At 67.4% G+C, this 14,995-nt stretch carries 11 protein-coding genes; 9 read left to right on the forward strand and 2 right to left on the reverse strand.

Annotated elements, in window-relative coordinates:
* The first annotated feature begins 477 nt into the window (after nucleotides 1-477).
* The 6 genes from IR212_RS12445 (at nucleotide 478) to IR212_RS12470 (ending at nucleotide 9,149) form a co-directional block, all read left to right on the forward strand.
* Nucleotides 478-1,464 carry a LacI family DNA-binding transcriptional regulator gene (locus IR212_RS12445; RefSeq protein ID WP_194396213.1) on the forward strand — a complete coding sequence of 329 codons (987 nt, stop codon included), beginning with the start codon at nucleotides 478-480 and terminating at the stop codon, nucleotides 1,462-1,464.
* Between the two features lie 119 nt (nucleotides 1,465-1,583).
* Nucleotides 1,584-3,452 carry a glycoside hydrolase family 127 protein gene (locus IR212_RS12450; RefSeq protein WP_228479297.1) on the forward strand — a complete coding sequence of 623 codons (1,869 nt, stop codon included), beginning with the start codon at nucleotides 1,584-1,586 and terminating at the stop codon, nucleotides 3,450-3,452.
* 56 nt (nucleotides 3,453-3,508) lie between these two features.
* Entirely contained in the window at nucleotides 3,509-4,795 is a 1,287-nt protein-coding gene (locus IR212_RS12455) for an ABC transporter substrate-binding protein (protein WP_194396215.1), read from the forward strand.
* A 58-nt stretch (nucleotides 4,796-4,853) separates the two neighbouring features.
* A complete protein-coding gene (locus tag IR212_RS12460; RefSeq protein WP_228479298.1) occupies nucleotides 4,854-5,780 on the forward strand; it encodes a carbohydrate ABC transporter permease in 927 nt (308 codons plus the stop codon).
* Nucleotides 5,777-6,622 carry a carbohydrate ABC transporter permease gene (locus IR212_RS12465; protein WP_194396216.1) on the forward strand — a complete coding sequence of 282 codons (846 nt, stop codon included), beginning with the start codon at nucleotides 5,777-5,779 and terminating at the stop codon, nucleotides 6,620-6,622. Before IR212_RS12460 ends, IR212_RS12465 begins: the two co-directional genes overlap by 4 nt.
* 67 nt (nucleotides 6,623-6,689) lie before the next feature.
* A complete protein-coding gene (locus tag IR212_RS12470) occupies nucleotides 6,690-9,149 on the forward strand; it encodes a glycoside hydrolase family 2 protein (RefSeq protein WP_194396217.1) in 2,460 nt (819 codons plus the stop codon).
* Nucleotides 9,150-9,250: 101 nt separating this feature from the next.
* On the opposite strand, the gene IR212_RS17340 is transcribed toward IR212_RS12470, so the two are convergent.
* Nucleotides 9,251-9,616: a DUF2255 family protein gene (locus IR212_RS17340; RefSeq protein WP_194396218.1), complete on the reverse strand. Its 366-nt coding sequence runs from the start codon at nucleotides 9,614-9,616 to the stop codon at nucleotides 9,251-9,253.
* Complete coding sequence (locus IR212_RS12480) at nucleotides 9,613-10,512, reverse strand: helix-turn-helix transcriptional regulator (RefSeq protein WP_194396219.1); 900 nt, start codon at nucleotides 10,510-10,512, stop codon at nucleotides 9,613-9,615. Before IR212_RS12480 ends, IR212_RS17340 begins: the two co-directional genes overlap by 4 nt.
* Nucleotides 10,513-10,637: 125 nt before the next feature.
* Here IR212_RS12480 and IR212_RS12485 point away from each other — a divergent pair, with 125 nt between their 5' ends.
* The 3 genes from IR212_RS12485 to IR212_RS12495 all read left to right on the forward strand — a co-directional run bounded on the left by IR212_RS12485 (nucleotide 10,638) and on the right by IR212_RS12495 (nucleotide 14,889).
* The gene (locus IR212_RS12485; RefSeq protein WP_194396220.1) at nucleotides 10,638-11,687 is read left to right on the forward strand and encodes a zinc-binding dehydrogenase; all 1,050 of its coding nucleotides are present in this window, start codon (nucleotides 10,638-10,640) and stop codon (nucleotides 11,685-11,687) included.
* Between the two features lie 111 nt (nucleotides 11,688-11,798).
* Nucleotides 11,799-13,325 (forward strand): Na+/H+ antiporter, encoded by a 1,527-nt coding sequence (locus IR212_RS12490; protein WP_237684547.1) that lies wholly within the window; start codon nucleotides 11,799-11,801, stop codon nucleotides 13,323-13,325.
* A gap of 88 nt (nucleotides 13,326-13,413) precedes the next feature.
* Entirely contained in the window at nucleotides 13,414-14,889 is a 1,476-nt protein-coding gene (locus tag IR212_RS12495) for an MFS transporter (RefSeq protein WP_194396222.1), read from the forward strand.
* Nucleotides 14,890-14,995: the final 106 nt, after the last annotated feature.

Raw genomic sequence — 14,995 nt, forward strand, 5'->3', positions numbered from 1 at the left:
GATTATGAGCCGAGAGCCTAAGACGGTCGCATCGTCTGGGTTGTCCTCGATCAATCTCGCCCTGACCAGCGATTCCTTGCCGGTGGAGTGGTTGTATCGCAATCGATTCTACGGTTCGGGCTGGGCACACCTGGACCCATCTCGTCGGAATATCCGTTGGATAACCGTTGAATCATCGAATCCGCGATGAGCAAGCATGGCGGCGTCGCACCTCGACCGTGCCACCAAGGCGGACCGCGCCAGTGGCTTGATTTCGGATCCTATCCGGGGGTTGTGCCGGACGGACCCGGCATGCACTCCGCATCCTTCACCGGATGTCGTCGAGACAGGCCGAGCCGCCGCGACTCTGCGGCATGTCGCACCACTGCTGCGAACAAGAGCTGAGCGTCGACGCGGTCAAGGCCCACGACGACCAGCAGCACGTGAGGTGCTAAGAATGGTTCGCACGACCGGAGGTGAACCATGGGTGTAGCGACGATGGCGGATGTCGCTCGGGTGGCGGGGGTGTCGAAGAAGACCGTGTCGAACTTTTTCAACGGCTACCCGTACATGACGCCGGAGACGCGGTCGCGGATCGAGGCTGCGATCGCGGAGCTGAACTACAAGGTCAACGTGTCGGCACGCAACCTCAGCTCGGGGCGCACCGGAACGATCGCCTTGGCGATCCCCGAGATCGCCCACCCGTACTTCGCCGAGCTTGCCCAGTCGGTGGTCGCCGCCGCCCAGCAGCGAGGGATGAACGTGGTCGTCGAGGTAACCGAGGGCGACCATGACCGCGAACTCGCGCTGCTGCACGGGCACGGCGGTCGCTACGTAGACGGTCTGCTCTTCCACCCGATCGCTCTGGGCGCAGACGATATCGAGTCGGCCACCATCGACGTTCCCGTGGTGCTTATCGGCGACCGCGTGTACGGCGGGCGATTCGATTTCGTGACCGTCGCGAACGTCGAGGGCGCGTACGAGATGACTCGTCTGCTGCTGCGTCGGGGCCGGCGACGGATCGTCGCGCTCGGCATGGAGCGCTCCGACCTGCCGACAGCCGCGGCGCAGCGCTTCCTGGGATATGCGCGAGCTCTTGAGGCCGAGGGGATCGTGCTCGATGATCGGCTTCTGGTGGGTCCGATCCCGTGGAATCGCGCGTCGGGAGCGCACGCGATCGCCGGCGTCGTCGAATCGGGCATCGACTTCGACGCCGTGTTCGGTCTGAACGACGCGATCGCGCTGGGTGCGATGTCGGAACTGCAGCGGCGCGGCATCAGTGTGCCGGAGCACGTGTCGGTGGTCGGCTTCGACGATGTCGAGGAGGCCGCACTGGCATTCCCTGCGCTCACGACGCTGAACTCAGGCCGCACGTGGATCGCCGACACCGCGGTGCAGCGGCTCGCGGATCACCTGCAGCGCGGCGACAGCGACGCCCGCGTGATCGTCGCCCAGCACTCCGTGATCGAGCGCGCCTCGGTCTGATCTCCGGAAGAGTTTCTCGAATTGCCTGTTGCGCGTGTAGTACACCGGTGTACTATCGATCCCTGTACACCGGTGTACTAACCGGCAGAACACTCAAGGCTCACTCGATGAGGAGAAAAATGGTCAGCGTCACAGGCTCGCTCGCCGCCCCGGCTGCCCCGGCACGCACGACGGCCCGCACCCCGCTCGACATCCGTCGCGTGCGGCTCGCGGACGGGTTCGTCGGGGACTGGCAGCGGCTGAACCGCGAGGCCACCATCCCCCACTGCATCGAACGCCTGGAGACGACCGGCGTCATCGACAACCTCCGCCGCCTGGTCGGGGAGAGCGACGCCGAGTTCCGCGGTCCGCTGTTCGCCGACTCCGACCTCTACAAAACGCTCGAGGCGATCGGCTGGGAGGCCGTCAACGGCGACGCCTCGTCGTTCGACGGCTTCGTCGATGACGCGATTCGCCTCCTCGGCGCGGTGCAGGAGGACGACGGCTACCTCGACAGCTATTACCAGGGCCCGCTGGCGGGTCAGCGGTTCACCGATCTGCCGCAGGGACACGAGATGTACAAGCTCGGCCACCTTCTGCAGGCGGCGATCGCATGGGCGCACGCCGGCCGTACCGACCTGCTCGAGATCGCCCTGCGCTACGTCGACCTCGTGCACGAGACGTTCGGCGCCGGCGGCCGAGACGACATCGACGGCCACCCCGAGATCGAGACCGCCCTGGTGGAGCTTTCACGACTGACCGGCGACCCGCGCCACCGCGAGCTCGCCGTGCGCATGATCGAACTGCGCGGCCACCGCACGATCGGCGAGGGCGCGTTCGGCGGCGCCTACTACCAGGACTACACGCCGGTGCGCGAGGCCCGCGAGGCCATCGGTCACGCCGTCCGCCAGGTGTACCTGCTCGCCGGCGTGGCCGACGTGGAGCTCGATGACGCCGATGCGGGCTACCGTGCGACCCTCGATGCGCTGTGGGACAGCATCCATCACCAGAAGATGTACGTCACCGGCGGCCTCGGCTCGCGCCACCGCGGCGAGGCGTTCGGCGACCCTTACGAGCTGCCCGCCGACCGGGCCTACTCCGAGACCTGCGCCGCCATCGCGAACCTGCACTGGAACTGGCGGATGCTGCTGCTCAACGGGGACGCGAAGTACGCGGACGAGATCGAGCGGGGACTGTACAACGCCATCGCCGTCTCGACCGCCGTCGACGGGAAGAGCTACTTCTACTCCAATCCGCTGCAGCTGCGCTCAGGTCACACGCACGAGGAGGACGCACCGTCGGCGCGACTGGACTGGTACTTCTGCGCATGCTGCCCGCCCAACCTCGCCCGACTCCTCGCATCCATCAACGCCTACGTGCTGACCGAGTCTGCTGACGCTGTGCAGTTCCAGCTCTATGCATCGGGGAGCTACGACCTCGGCGACGGCGTCACCGCACAGGTGACCACCGACTTCCCCTGGGCGCCGACCGTGCGGGTCGAGTTCGATGCGCCGACGACACGTGTCACCCAGTTCCGTATTCCCGGGTGGGCGGAGGGCGCGGCTATCACCGTCGACGGAACGCGCGCGGATGCTGCGCCCGGATACGTCCAGGCGGCCGCGGGCACCCGAACCGTCGAGCTCGAGATCCCCGTCGAGCCGGTGTTCGAGCAGGCGCACCCGTGGGTGGACGCGGCGCGAGGTGCGCTCGCGCTGCGCCGCGGCCCGGTGTACTACTGCATCGAGCAGGCGGACCTACCTGACGGCATCCGTCTGGAGGATGTGATGATCCCCGCTGAGCCGGTCGCGATCCAGGGTGGGCATGACGACGCGCTCGTCGCGCCGACCCTCACGATCGATGGCGCACGCCTGCGGCGGCCATCCGGGGCACTCTACGAGACGCCCGGCTCCGCCGCCGTCGCCGACCTGGGCGCGCTCCGCGCCATTCCCTACTTCCGGTGGGCGAACCGCGCCCCCGGTGCGATGCGCGTCTGGTTGCCGACGGTTTAGGCATCGGGCGCTGCCGGCTCGCCGGCGACCCTTCACCAATTGAGAGGAAACACGCAATGAGGCGCTACCTGAGAACACTCGCCGCCATGGGCGCGGTCGCCGCGGTCGGGATCGCTCTGGCCGGATGCGCCGGTTCGGGCAGCGGGGCAGAGAGCGGCGGAACCGTCACCCTCTGGGCCCGCGACTCGCAGTCCCGGTTCATGCAGCAGCTCGCCGACGCTTTCAACGAGACTCACGACACGCAGGTCGAGGTCACACTCGTTCCAGCGTCCGAGTATGTGCAGAAGTTCGGCACCGCCGCCGCCGGAGGCAGCGCGCCGGACATCGCGTCGATCGACCTGGTCTACGTGCCCTACTTCGCATCGGTCGGTGCATTGAAGGACATCAAGGAGGACTGGGACGCGCTGTCGTACAAGGACGACATGAGCCCGGGGCACGTCGCCCAGGGCGTGTATGAAGACGGCGTCTACTCGGTGCCCTTCTCGGCCGATGTCTCGGCGATGTTCTACAACAAGGACCTGTTCGCCGCAGCGGGCCTCGACCCCGAGGCGCCGCCGACCACGATGGCCGAGGTGCAGGCCGCTGCCGAGCAGATCACCGCATCAGGCGACGGCAACTACGGGTTCGTATTCTCGGGCGCGTGCGGTGGCTGCAACATCTTCTCGATGACCCCGTACATCTGGGCGAGCGGCGGCGACGTGCTCTCCACCGACGGCACCGAAGCGCTGCTGGACACCCAGGAGGTGACCGACACCCTCACCCAGTACCGCGACCTGTGGGAGGGCGGCGCGATGCCCGAGCTCGTGCAGTCCGACAGCGGCGCGAACGCCGGTGACGCGTTCAAGGCCGGCAAGGTCGGCATCATGAACTGGGGCACGTTCTTCATCGGTGCCCTCGAGGACGAGACCGACGGCGCACAGTTCGAGTGGGACGTCGCCCCGATCCCCGGCGCCGAGGACGGCCAGATCGGCTCGTTCGCCGGCGGCGACAACCTCACCATCCCGTCAGGGTCGAAGAACCCCGAGGGTGCGTGGGAGTTCCTCGAGTGGGCCACCGGCGAAGAGGCCCAGACGATCCTCGCCGACGCCGGCGTGATGCCAACGCGCCTCGATCTTCTCGACGAGCTGTACATCTCCCAGGACCCCCGCTTCCAGGTGTTCGCCGACGCACTGGCAGTGGGCAAGGTGCCCTACAGCGTGATCGAGAACGAACTGTTCAACGACCCCAACGGGGTCTGGTCCACCATGATCCAGGAGGCCGTGTTCGGCACCGGGACCGTGGAAGAAGCTCAAGCGAAGGCCCAGGAAGCGGCGCAGGCGCTGCTCGACGAGGCCAACAACTGAGATCCGACGAGGTGACGGGGCGGGGCCATCCGCCCCGTCACCTGAAGGAGCACACACCATGACTGCTGTTGCGCAGGCGGCGCTGGAGCCGCAAACGATGGGGAAGAACAGGATCGCGCGGCGCCGCGGCATCCTCGGGCTCGTCCTCAGCCTTCCCGCCTTCGTCCTCCTCGGCGTCTTCTTCGTCTGGCCGCTCATCCGCACGGTCTTCATGTCGCTCAACGACTGGCCGCTGCTGGGCACGCCGGAGTTCATCGGCTTCGAGAACTACGTCAACGCGTTCAATGACGACCAGTTCCTGCGGGCGGCCGGATTCACGATCTTCTACACGATCGTCATCACCCCGATCCTGCTCGCCTGCGCGTTCGGTCTCGCGTTCCTGGTGCGCCGCGGGCAGCGCCGGCATCGGATCTTCCAGACCATCTACTTCCTCCCCGTGGTCATCGGCCTCGCCTCAGGCAGCTACATCTGGCTGTTCATGTGGCAGTCCGACATCGGCCCGACGACGACCCTGCTCGGCAACCTCGGCGTCCTCGATCCGACGAAGAACTTCTTCGCCGACTTCTGGTCGGCCTTCGCGATCGTGGTGGGCATGGTCACATGGAAGGTCGTCGGACTCCAGATGCTCCTCGTGCTCGCCGGCATCCAGGCGATCCCCGAGGAGGTGAACGAGGCGGCCCGCATCGACGGTGCGAGCGCGTGGCAGACGTTCTGGCACATCACCGTGCCGCTGCTGCGCCCCACCCTCGCGCTCGTGCTGGTGTTCTCGGTGGCAGGCTCACTGCTCGCGTTCGACCAGTTCTACATCATGACCAACGGCGGCCCGGCGGGGTCCACAATCACGGCGGTGTTCCAGATCTACCGCACCGGCTTCGTGCAGTTCGACGTCGGCTACGCGTCGGCGCTCTCCCTCATCCTCATGCTCGCCCTCGGGCTCGTCAGCCTCGGGCAGATGCTCCTGCTTCGGAACTCGGACCACTCATGACCACGACAGTCCCCGAGACCACGCGTGTGGTGCTCCCCCACGCGACCGAGACGCCTCGCCACCAACCGATCATGCCGGCCATCGCCTGGTGGATCATCGCACTGTGCCTCGCGGTGCTCTTCCTCTACCCGATCTACGTCATGCTCTCCCGCATCGGCATCGACGACATCGCGAAGATCTTCGACACCAGCCGGGGCCTCAGTGTGTGGCAGAGCGCCGGCAACTCCGTCTTCGTCTCGCTTCTCGCGACAGGCATCGCTGTCGTCGTGAGCACCATGGCCGGGTACGCCTTCGCGAAACTCCCCTACCGGGGCAGCAAGGTGGCGTTCTTCGTCACCCTGGTGACCTTCATGGTGCCGTTCCAGGCGATCATCACCCCGCTGTATCTCGTACTCCGCGACATCGGCCTGCAGAACAACCTCGTCGGGGTAGCGCTCGTGCTGGCGACGTTCAACCTCCCCCTCGGGATCTTCCTGATGCGCAACTCGTTCGCCGCGATCCCCTCCACGCTCGAAGAAGCCGCGCAGATCGACGGGGCCACGGCGTTCGGGGCGATGTGGCGGGTCATGCTCCCCGTCGCGGCCCCCGGTCTGGTGTCCACCGCGCTGCTGGCGTTCTTCGCGACCTGGAACGAGTTCTTCGCGGTCCTCATCCTGATCACCGATCAGAACCTGTACACGCTCCCCGTCTCGATCGGCATCCTCTCGGTCGACGGCAACTTCGGCGTCAACTTCGGACTCATGATGACCGGCGTCGCGGTCACCGTCATCCCGTGCGTAATCGTGTACCTGGTGCTGCAGAAGTACTACGTCGCCGGCCTCCTCGGCGGCGCGCTCAAGTAGCCGGCACGCGCGGCGCCGCCCGATCCCGCGATCCCCGTCCACCCGGGCGACAGAAGAGAGAACCCGCATGACCGTCATCACCCGCGCCATCTCCGACTGGACGATCGAAGCATCCGGCCGTCACGTGCCCGCGATCGCCCGTCAGGCCGGCGCTCTCCCCGCGACCGTGCCGGGCGCCGTGCACACCGATCTGCTCACCGCCGGTCTCATCGCCGATCCCTATCTCGACGAGAACGAGAAGCTGCAGTCGTGGATCGGGCTGACCGACTGGACCTATCGGGGCACCTTCGACTGGGCGCCGGACGGCGAAGCCTTGCAGCGACTCGTGTTCGGCGGGATCGACACGATCGCGCGGATACGGGTGAACGGGCACGACCTCGGAAACACCCGCAACATGCACCGCACGCACCGGTTCGACGTCACCGCGGTGCTCAACGAGGGGCCGAATGAGATCGAGGTCGCGATCGCGTCGCCGGTCCGAGAAGCGGATGCCGCGAGCTTCAGCCTCGGCTACCGGCCGCACACCAACCACCACCCGTACAACGCGATCCGCAAGATGGCGTGCAGCTTCGGCTGGGACTGGGGGCTCGACACCAGCACATCTGCGCTGTGGAAGCCCGTGGTTCTCGAGTCGTGGAGCGGACCGCGCCTCGACGAGGTGCGTGTCGGCGGCGATGTCGTCGCCGGGGTGCCGACACTGCGCGTGCACGCCGCCGTCTCCGCCGGCAACGATGCAGGTGGACTTCAGGTGCGGGTGCGCGTCGGCGACCTGGTCGACCAGGCGATCCCGATCGTCTCGGGTGTGGCATCCGCCGACATCGCGGTGCCGGATGCCGACCTGTGGTGGCCGCGCGGGTACGGAGCCGCCGCGTTGCACGACGCTGAGATCACCCTCATGGCGGACGCTCAGGTGATCGACACCCGATCGCACCGCGTGGGCTTCCGGTCGGTTGAGCTGCGCACCGAGCCCGATGAGCACGGGATCGGATTCGCGATCGTCGTCAACGGGGCGGTGATTCACGTGCGTGGTGCGAACTGGATCCCCGACGATGCCTTCCTTCACCGGGTCGACCGCGCCCGCTATGCGCGCCGACTCGACCAGGCTGAATTCGCGGGGATCAACCTCATCCGGGTGTGGGGCGGCGGCATCTATGAATCCGACGACCTCTTCGCCGAGTGCGACGAGCGCGGCATCCTCACCTGGCAGGACTTTCTCTTGGCGTGCGCCGCGTATGCCGAGAACGAACCGCTGTGGTCGGAGTTCGACGCCGAGGCCCGGGAGGCGATCACGCGCCTCGGAGCCCACCCGTCCCTGGTCGTGCTCAACGGCAACAACGAGAACATCTGGGGCCGGCAGGACTGGAACTGGGACAAACGACTCGACGGGCGCACCTGGGGTGCGGGCTATTACTACGACCTCTTCCCGGGACTGGTCGGCGAACTCGCCCCGCACGTCGGTTACACGCCCGGCAGCCCGTTCTCGCCCGAACCCGCATCATGGCAGAACGAGCCCTCGACCGGAACAGTCCACGTCTGGGACCTGTGGAACCAGCGCGACTGGCCGGAGTACCGCGACTACCGGCCGCGCTTCGTCGCAGAGTTCGGCTGGCAGGGGCCGCCGACCTGGACCACCCTCACCCGCGCGGTGTCGGACGACCCGCTCACCCCGGAATCGCCGGGCATGCTGGTTCACCAGAAGGCCGCCAAGGGCAACGACAAGCTCACCGACGGGCTCACCGCCCACTTCCCCCTCCCGAACGACATGGCCGACTGGCACTGGGCGATGTCACTGAACCAGGCGATCGCGGTGCGGACCGCCATCGAGTGGTGGCGCTCACTACCCGAGTGCACCGGCACGATCGTGTGGCAGCTCAATGACTGCTGGCCGGTGACGTCGTGGGCTGCCGTCGACGGCGACGAACGACCCAAACCGCTGCTCTACGCGCTCCGTCAAGCCCACGCTGACCGGCTGCTGACCGTCCAGCCCGATGGCGACGGACTCGTCGCGGTGCTCGTGAACGACACCGACGAGGAATGGGTGGGCACCCTCTGGCTCGAACGGCGCACCTTCGACGGCGACGACCTCGGCCACATCGAGATCGGACTGGCCGTGCCCCGTCGCAGCACCGCCCGCGTCGAGGTGCCTCTCGCGATCGCGAGCCCGCACAACGCGGCCGCGGAGTGCGTCATCGCCCGCGTGGGCACCACACGTGCCGTGTGGTTCTTCACGGAGTACCGCGACAGCGAGCTCCGCCCGGCGGACTACGAGGTCTCGGCGCGGCGGGACGGGGCCGACCACGTCATCACGCTCACCGCTCACACGCTCCTTCGTGATGTGACCGTGCTCGCCGATCGGCTTGCGCCCGACGCCGTGACCGACCGCGCACTCGACACGCTCTTCCCGGGCGAGACGATAGACATCCGAATCACCGGCGGCCACGCCATCGAACTCGATGGCCTCTGTTCCCGGGGCCATATTCGCTCTGCCAACGATCTGGTCGTCCCGCGACGCGGCTCGGAAGCGTAGCGCTCGGTGTCCCGCCGGCGGGATCCCTAAACGGGCGATGCGCGCTGAGGGGACGTTGCGTGCCGCGTCAGCGAGGGGTAGTTGTCGATCGCGACGTCGGTCTAGGCCGGATCGACCCGCATCGTGGTCTGCTTGGAGAGGGCATTCGTGATCGCTCGGGTAGGGGACCCGTTTCCGTACTTGGAGACGTATGCCCGGTCAATCGCGGCGTCTTGAGACGAATCGAGGGTGTAAGTAACGGGCCGAGTGTGACCGCCCCAGCTTATGAACCCTTCGAAGTATCGCGCCACGCCTTTGTACCACTGTCCGTCGGGACCTTTCACCGAACGGAGGTAGAGCTCGCCGTCGGTGACGACGTGCCAGACGATGACCGGGGTACGGGAAGACCCGTCCGCTCGGCGCCCGGCCACTCGCACCTCGTAAGCCGCATCCAGCTCGCGGAGCTCTGCATCTGTCCAGTTGCTCATCGTGCGCCCTCTTCTCGCGGGCCAGTTCTCGCGGGCGCCTGGGTCGCAGGAGAGGCGGCGCTCGCAGCCCAGCTCCCAAGAAGGCGGAGGGCATCCGCTGAGGGCGTCCCGGGCTCCGCGGTGTACGTCGACATGGTCAGACCCGGGTCGGCCGGCAGTTCGAATGCCTCGTAGGTGAGCTCCAGGTCGCCGACGACCGGGTGCCGCAACCTCTTCACACCGGTGCGGTGGTAGCGGACGTTGTGCGCGGCCCAGAGCGTGCGGAATCGCTCGGACCAGGTGGACAGCTCGCCGACGAGGTCGGTCAGCCGCTTGTCGTAGGGGTTGCGGCCTGCCTCTCCACGCATCGTGGCGACGAGTTCCTGCGTGTTCTTGTCCCAGTCGACAAAGAATTCCGGCGCTGCGGGGTTGAGGAATGCGAAGCGTGCGGCATTGGGCGAGGGTTCGGCAAATACCGGGGCGTACAGCGCCCGCCCGAGCTGGTTGGCCGCGACGTAGTCGAAGTAGTTGTTGCGGATCATCGCCGGCGCATCAGTGATGGCGTCGAGGAGTCGCAGGATGCTGGGCCGGAGCTCCTCGGCACGCTTGCGCGGTTTCCGCGCCGTCGGCGAGGCATTGGCGGTGCGAGCAAGGTCGAAGAGGTGGGCGGTCTCAGCTTCGTCGAGCTGCAGAGCGCGTGCGAGCGCCTCAAGGACACTGTCCGATGCGCCGGAGAGGTTCCCTCGTTCCAGACGGGTGTAGTAGTCGACGCTGACCCCGGAGAGCAGGGCGACCTCCTCACGCCGCAGTCCCGGAACGCGCCGATTGCCGCCGTACGCGGGCAGACCGGCCCGGTCGGGTGTGAGGCGGTCACGGCGAGTGGACAGGAACTCGCGGACCTCGGTGCGGTGATCCATGACCACGACGCTACGCCTGTGTCAATCCCGGAGGGAGGGTCTGCCATTACCGGTGACGATAGCCACTGCCAGCCATCGTGCGCGACGACTTGATTGGAAGCATCCCGATCTGAGGAGTACCCCGCATGCTTGCGACTTTCATGTACGGCGCCGGAGATGTCCGCGTCGAAACCGTCCCGGACCCCGTCATCAAGAACCCCACAGACGCCATCGTGCGCACCGTCCGCTCCTGCATCTGCGGATCCGACCTGCACCCGTACCACTCCATGCCGCACTCAGCGGAGGGAAGCCCGATGGGCCACGAGCTCATCGCGGTCGTCGAGGAGATCGGCGCCGAGGTCACCACCGTCAAGCCCGGCGACTTCGTCATCGTGCCGTTCGCCTTCCAGGACAACACATGCGTGTTCTGCCGCGAGGGCCTCCACACCTCGTGCGTGCACGGCGGCTGGTACGGCAGCGCGGAGACCGGCGGACTGCAGGCCCAGTACGCCCGGGTGCCTCTCGCTGACGGCAGCCTCGTCAAGGTCCCCGACCTCGACCCGGCAACCGCCGACGAGGGGACGCTCGCCTCGCTGCTGACACTGTCCGATGTCTACCTCACCGGCTATCACGCTGCCCACATGGGTCAGGTGGAAGCCGGGAAGACCGTCACCGTCATCGGTGACGGAGCCGTGGGACTGTCCGCGGTGCTCGCCTCCAAGCAGCTGGGGGCAGAGCGGATCATCCTGATGGGCCGTCACACCGCCCGCACCGACCTGGGTGTCGACTTCGGCGCCACCGACGTGGTCGCCGAGCGCGGCGAAGAGGGTGTCGCGAAGGTGATGGAGCTGACCGGGGGCGAAGGCTCGCACATCGTCCTCGAAGCTGTCGGTCACATGCCGGCCTACGAGCAGGCGTACGGCATCGTCCGCCCTGGTGGCATCATCTCCCGCGTCGGAGTCCCGCAGTACGAGGAAGCACCCATCGGCTTCGGATCGCTCTTCGGAAAGAACGCCCGAATCGCCGGCGGTCCCGCGCCCGTCCGCGCGTACATGGAGGACGCCATCTCACAGGTGCTGTCCGGGCAAATCAACCCCGGACGCGTCTTCGACCGCACCATCACTCTGAACGACGTGCCCGCCGGCTACCAGGCCATGGATGACCGGACCGCGCTCAAGGTGATGGTCACACCGTAGAAGTTCCCGCTGTCGCGGTCCGGTCGGAATCGAACCGACCGGACCGTGACAGCCTTCCAAGAAGGGTCGAGCATGAATCCGTTGGAGACTTTCGTTCTCGTCGGAGTGTGCGTGCTCCTCGGAGCTTGGCTCGGCCCGCGGATCAAAGTACCTGCACCGCTGGTCCAGCTTGCGCTGGGCCTGTGCGTCGGGTTCATCCCACCGGTGCGAGAGATCCATCTGCCCTCCGAGGCGGTGCTCGTGCTGTTCCTCCCGGCGCTGCTGTTCTGGGAGTCGCTCACCACGTCGTTGCGAGAGATCCGCCGCGACCTGCGCGGCATCCTCATCCTCAGCACCCTTCTCGTCGTCGCCAGCGCCTTCGGCGTGGCCGGCATCGGTGTCGCACTAGGCCTGGGTTGGGGGGCCGCGCTGATCCTGGGCGCCGCCCTGGCGCCGACCGACGCAACCGCAGTCGGGGCGATGGCCCGCAGCCTGCCGCACCGCAACATGACGATCCTCCGCGCCGAGAGCCTGGTCAACGACGGCACCGCACTCGTGGTCTACTCCATCGCCGTGGGAGCCGCCGTCGGCCACATCGCCTACACCGGGTGGCAGATCACCGGGCTGGTCGCCCTGGCGTATGTGGGCGGTGGTGTCATCGGCGTCGCCGCGGGATGGCTGGGCACCCTGATCCTCCGCCGGCTCGCGGATCCCATCGTGAACAACACCGCGCTGCTGGTCATCCCGTTCGTGGCGTTCCTGGCGGCTGAACTGATTCACGCCTCCGGGGTCATCGCGGTCGTCATCGCGGGCCTCATCCTCAGCCAGACCGGTCCGCGTGCCAGCACGCCGCAGTCGCGACAGCAGACCTTCGCTTTCTGGTCACTGGTCAGCAGCATCCTCAACGGAGCACTGTTCGTCCTTATCGGCATCGAGGCGCAGTCCGCCGTGCGCGCGGTCCCGAACCCGGAGATCCCCGCGCTCATCGCACTCACCGTGCTCGCGTGGGTCGCCATCATCGTGATCCGCTTCGTGTTCCAAATGGTCACGGTGACGCTGATTCGGCTGCTCGACCGGCGGCCCTCGCAGCGCGCACGACGGATGTCCCACCGTGCCCGCGTGGTGTCCGCGATGGCAGGTTTCCGAGGCGCGATCTCACTCGCCGTGGCTCTCGCCGTCCCCGCGACGCTGTCCGGACGCGCCGAAATCATCTTCGTCGCCGCAGGAGTGGTCATCCTCACCCTCGCGGTTCAAGGCGTCCTGCTTCCACCCGTCGTCCGCTGGGCGGGATTCGCGCCCGACACCACGCTGGACGACGAACTCGCGGCCGCCCAGCACGCGGCGGCCGACGAAGCCCTGCTCGCCATCCCGCAGCTCGCTGCACAGTTGAACGTGCCCGACGAGGTTCGCGACCACCTCCTCGAGGAGTATCGCGAGCACCTCGACGTGATGAACGCCTCAGCGCACGGTGAGGACCAGGCCCTCGCCGCCCGCGAGCAGGACGACACCGCCCTCCGGCTCGCACTCCTCGAGCGCAAGCGTGACGCGATGATCCGACTCCGCGACGACGGGCAGATCGACGACACGACACTGCGCATCATGCAGACCCGCCTCGACCGCGAAGCGCTACGGCTGTCCCAGCCCGAACTCCTCGAATAGACGCAAGGGGGTTCCCGCAGTACCTGGGACGAGCGCCCCTGCCACCGCTTCCGAACCGGTGGTGCCATGGAGTTGGGAAGGAAAACCGATGAGCTCCATCACTGACGCGATACGCACCACCACGCTCCACAAGGGCGCCATCCTGACGGTCATCCTCGTCAGCTACTTCATGATCCTCCTCGACAACTCGGTGATCTTCACCGCGCTGCCGAGCCTGCAGGCCGACCTGCAGCTGACCGGCACAGAACTGGCCTGGGTGCAGGATGCCTACACCCTGGTCTTCGGTGGCCTCCTGCTGCTGGGCGCACGAGCCGGTGACATCCTCGGCCGCAAGCCGGTCTTCATCTTCGGCCTCATCGTGTTCTCCGTCGCCTCTCTGCTCATCGCCCTCTCACCGGCCGGGTGGTGGCTGATCACGGCCCGTGCCATCCAGGGCATCGGCGCTGCGGTCGTCGCCCCGTCCGCGCTGTCGCTCATCACCGCCGCCTTCGAGGGCGAGCAGCGCTCCCGCGCCGTCGCCTGGTACTCCGCCACCGCCGGCATCGGCGCCAGCCTCGGCCTGGTGATCGGTGGCGCCACGGCCTCGTGGTTCTCCTGGCGCGCCGGCTTCTTCATCAACGTCCCCATCGGGATCGCCATGCTGATCCTCGCGCCCCGCTTCTTGCCGCGCACACCGAAGCTTCCCGGCCGGTTCGACATCGTCGGAGCGGTCACATCGACGCTCGGTGTCGGGTCGCTGGTGTTCGCGATCCTCTACGCGGCCGAGTTCGGCTGGGCGACCGTCCCCACTCTTGTCGGGTTCGTTGTGGCCGCAGTCGTCCTGACTGTGTTCGTGGTCGCGGAGGCCCGTGCGGCGCAGCCGATCATGCCGCTGCGACTGTTCGCGAGCAGGCTGCGGACCGGGGCCTACCTGACGCGCCTGCTGTATCTGGGCGCGATGATCGGGTTCTTCTTCTTCACCAGCCAGTACCTGCAGGAAGCGCTGGGATTCACCCCGCTGCAGGCCGGGCTGGCGTTCCTGCCGATGACGGTGGTCAACTTCGCCGTCGCCGTGGCGATCCCTCGGCTGACCGCCCGCTTCGGGAACGCCCTGCCACTGACGGTCGGGGTGGTGCTCACCCTCGCCGGGATGATCTGGCTCAGCCGGATCGCACCGACCAGCGACTACCTCACGGCCGTCGCGCTGCCGATGCTGCTCATCGGAGCAGGGCAGGGACTGGCGTTCGCACCCATGACCACCTACGGCATCTCGGGCGCGACCCCGTCCGATGCCGGTGCGGCGTCGGGAGTGGTGAACACCTTCCACCAGGTCGGGTCCTCGCTCGGTCTGGGCATCCTCGTCGCCATCGCCGGCGCCGCGGTCTCCGGCACCACCACGAGCATGGCCACGGCAGTCACTGCGGAAGCGTCGGCCGCTCTCACGGCGGGCAGCGGATTCCTGCTGCTCAGCCTGATCATCGTGCTCGCGCTGGTCGTGCCGGGAGCTGCCGCCCTACGCCGGCGTGCCGCGACGGAGGCGACCGTCGAGACGCCCGCAGCCGTGAGCGCGCAGTCTCGCGCCTGACCTCCTTACTCGAGGCACCCGAACGAAAGGACTGCAACGGATGTCGGAACCTACTCCCGCCCAGCGCGCGATCGGCGACTTCGCCCCCAAGCTCGTCGAACTCACC

It is taken from the genome of Microbacterium atlanticum, assembly GCF_015277815.1.
Taxonomy (GTDB): domain Bacteria; phylum Actinomycetota; class Actinomycetes; order Actinomycetales; family Microbacteriaceae; genus Microbacterium; species Microbacterium atlanticum.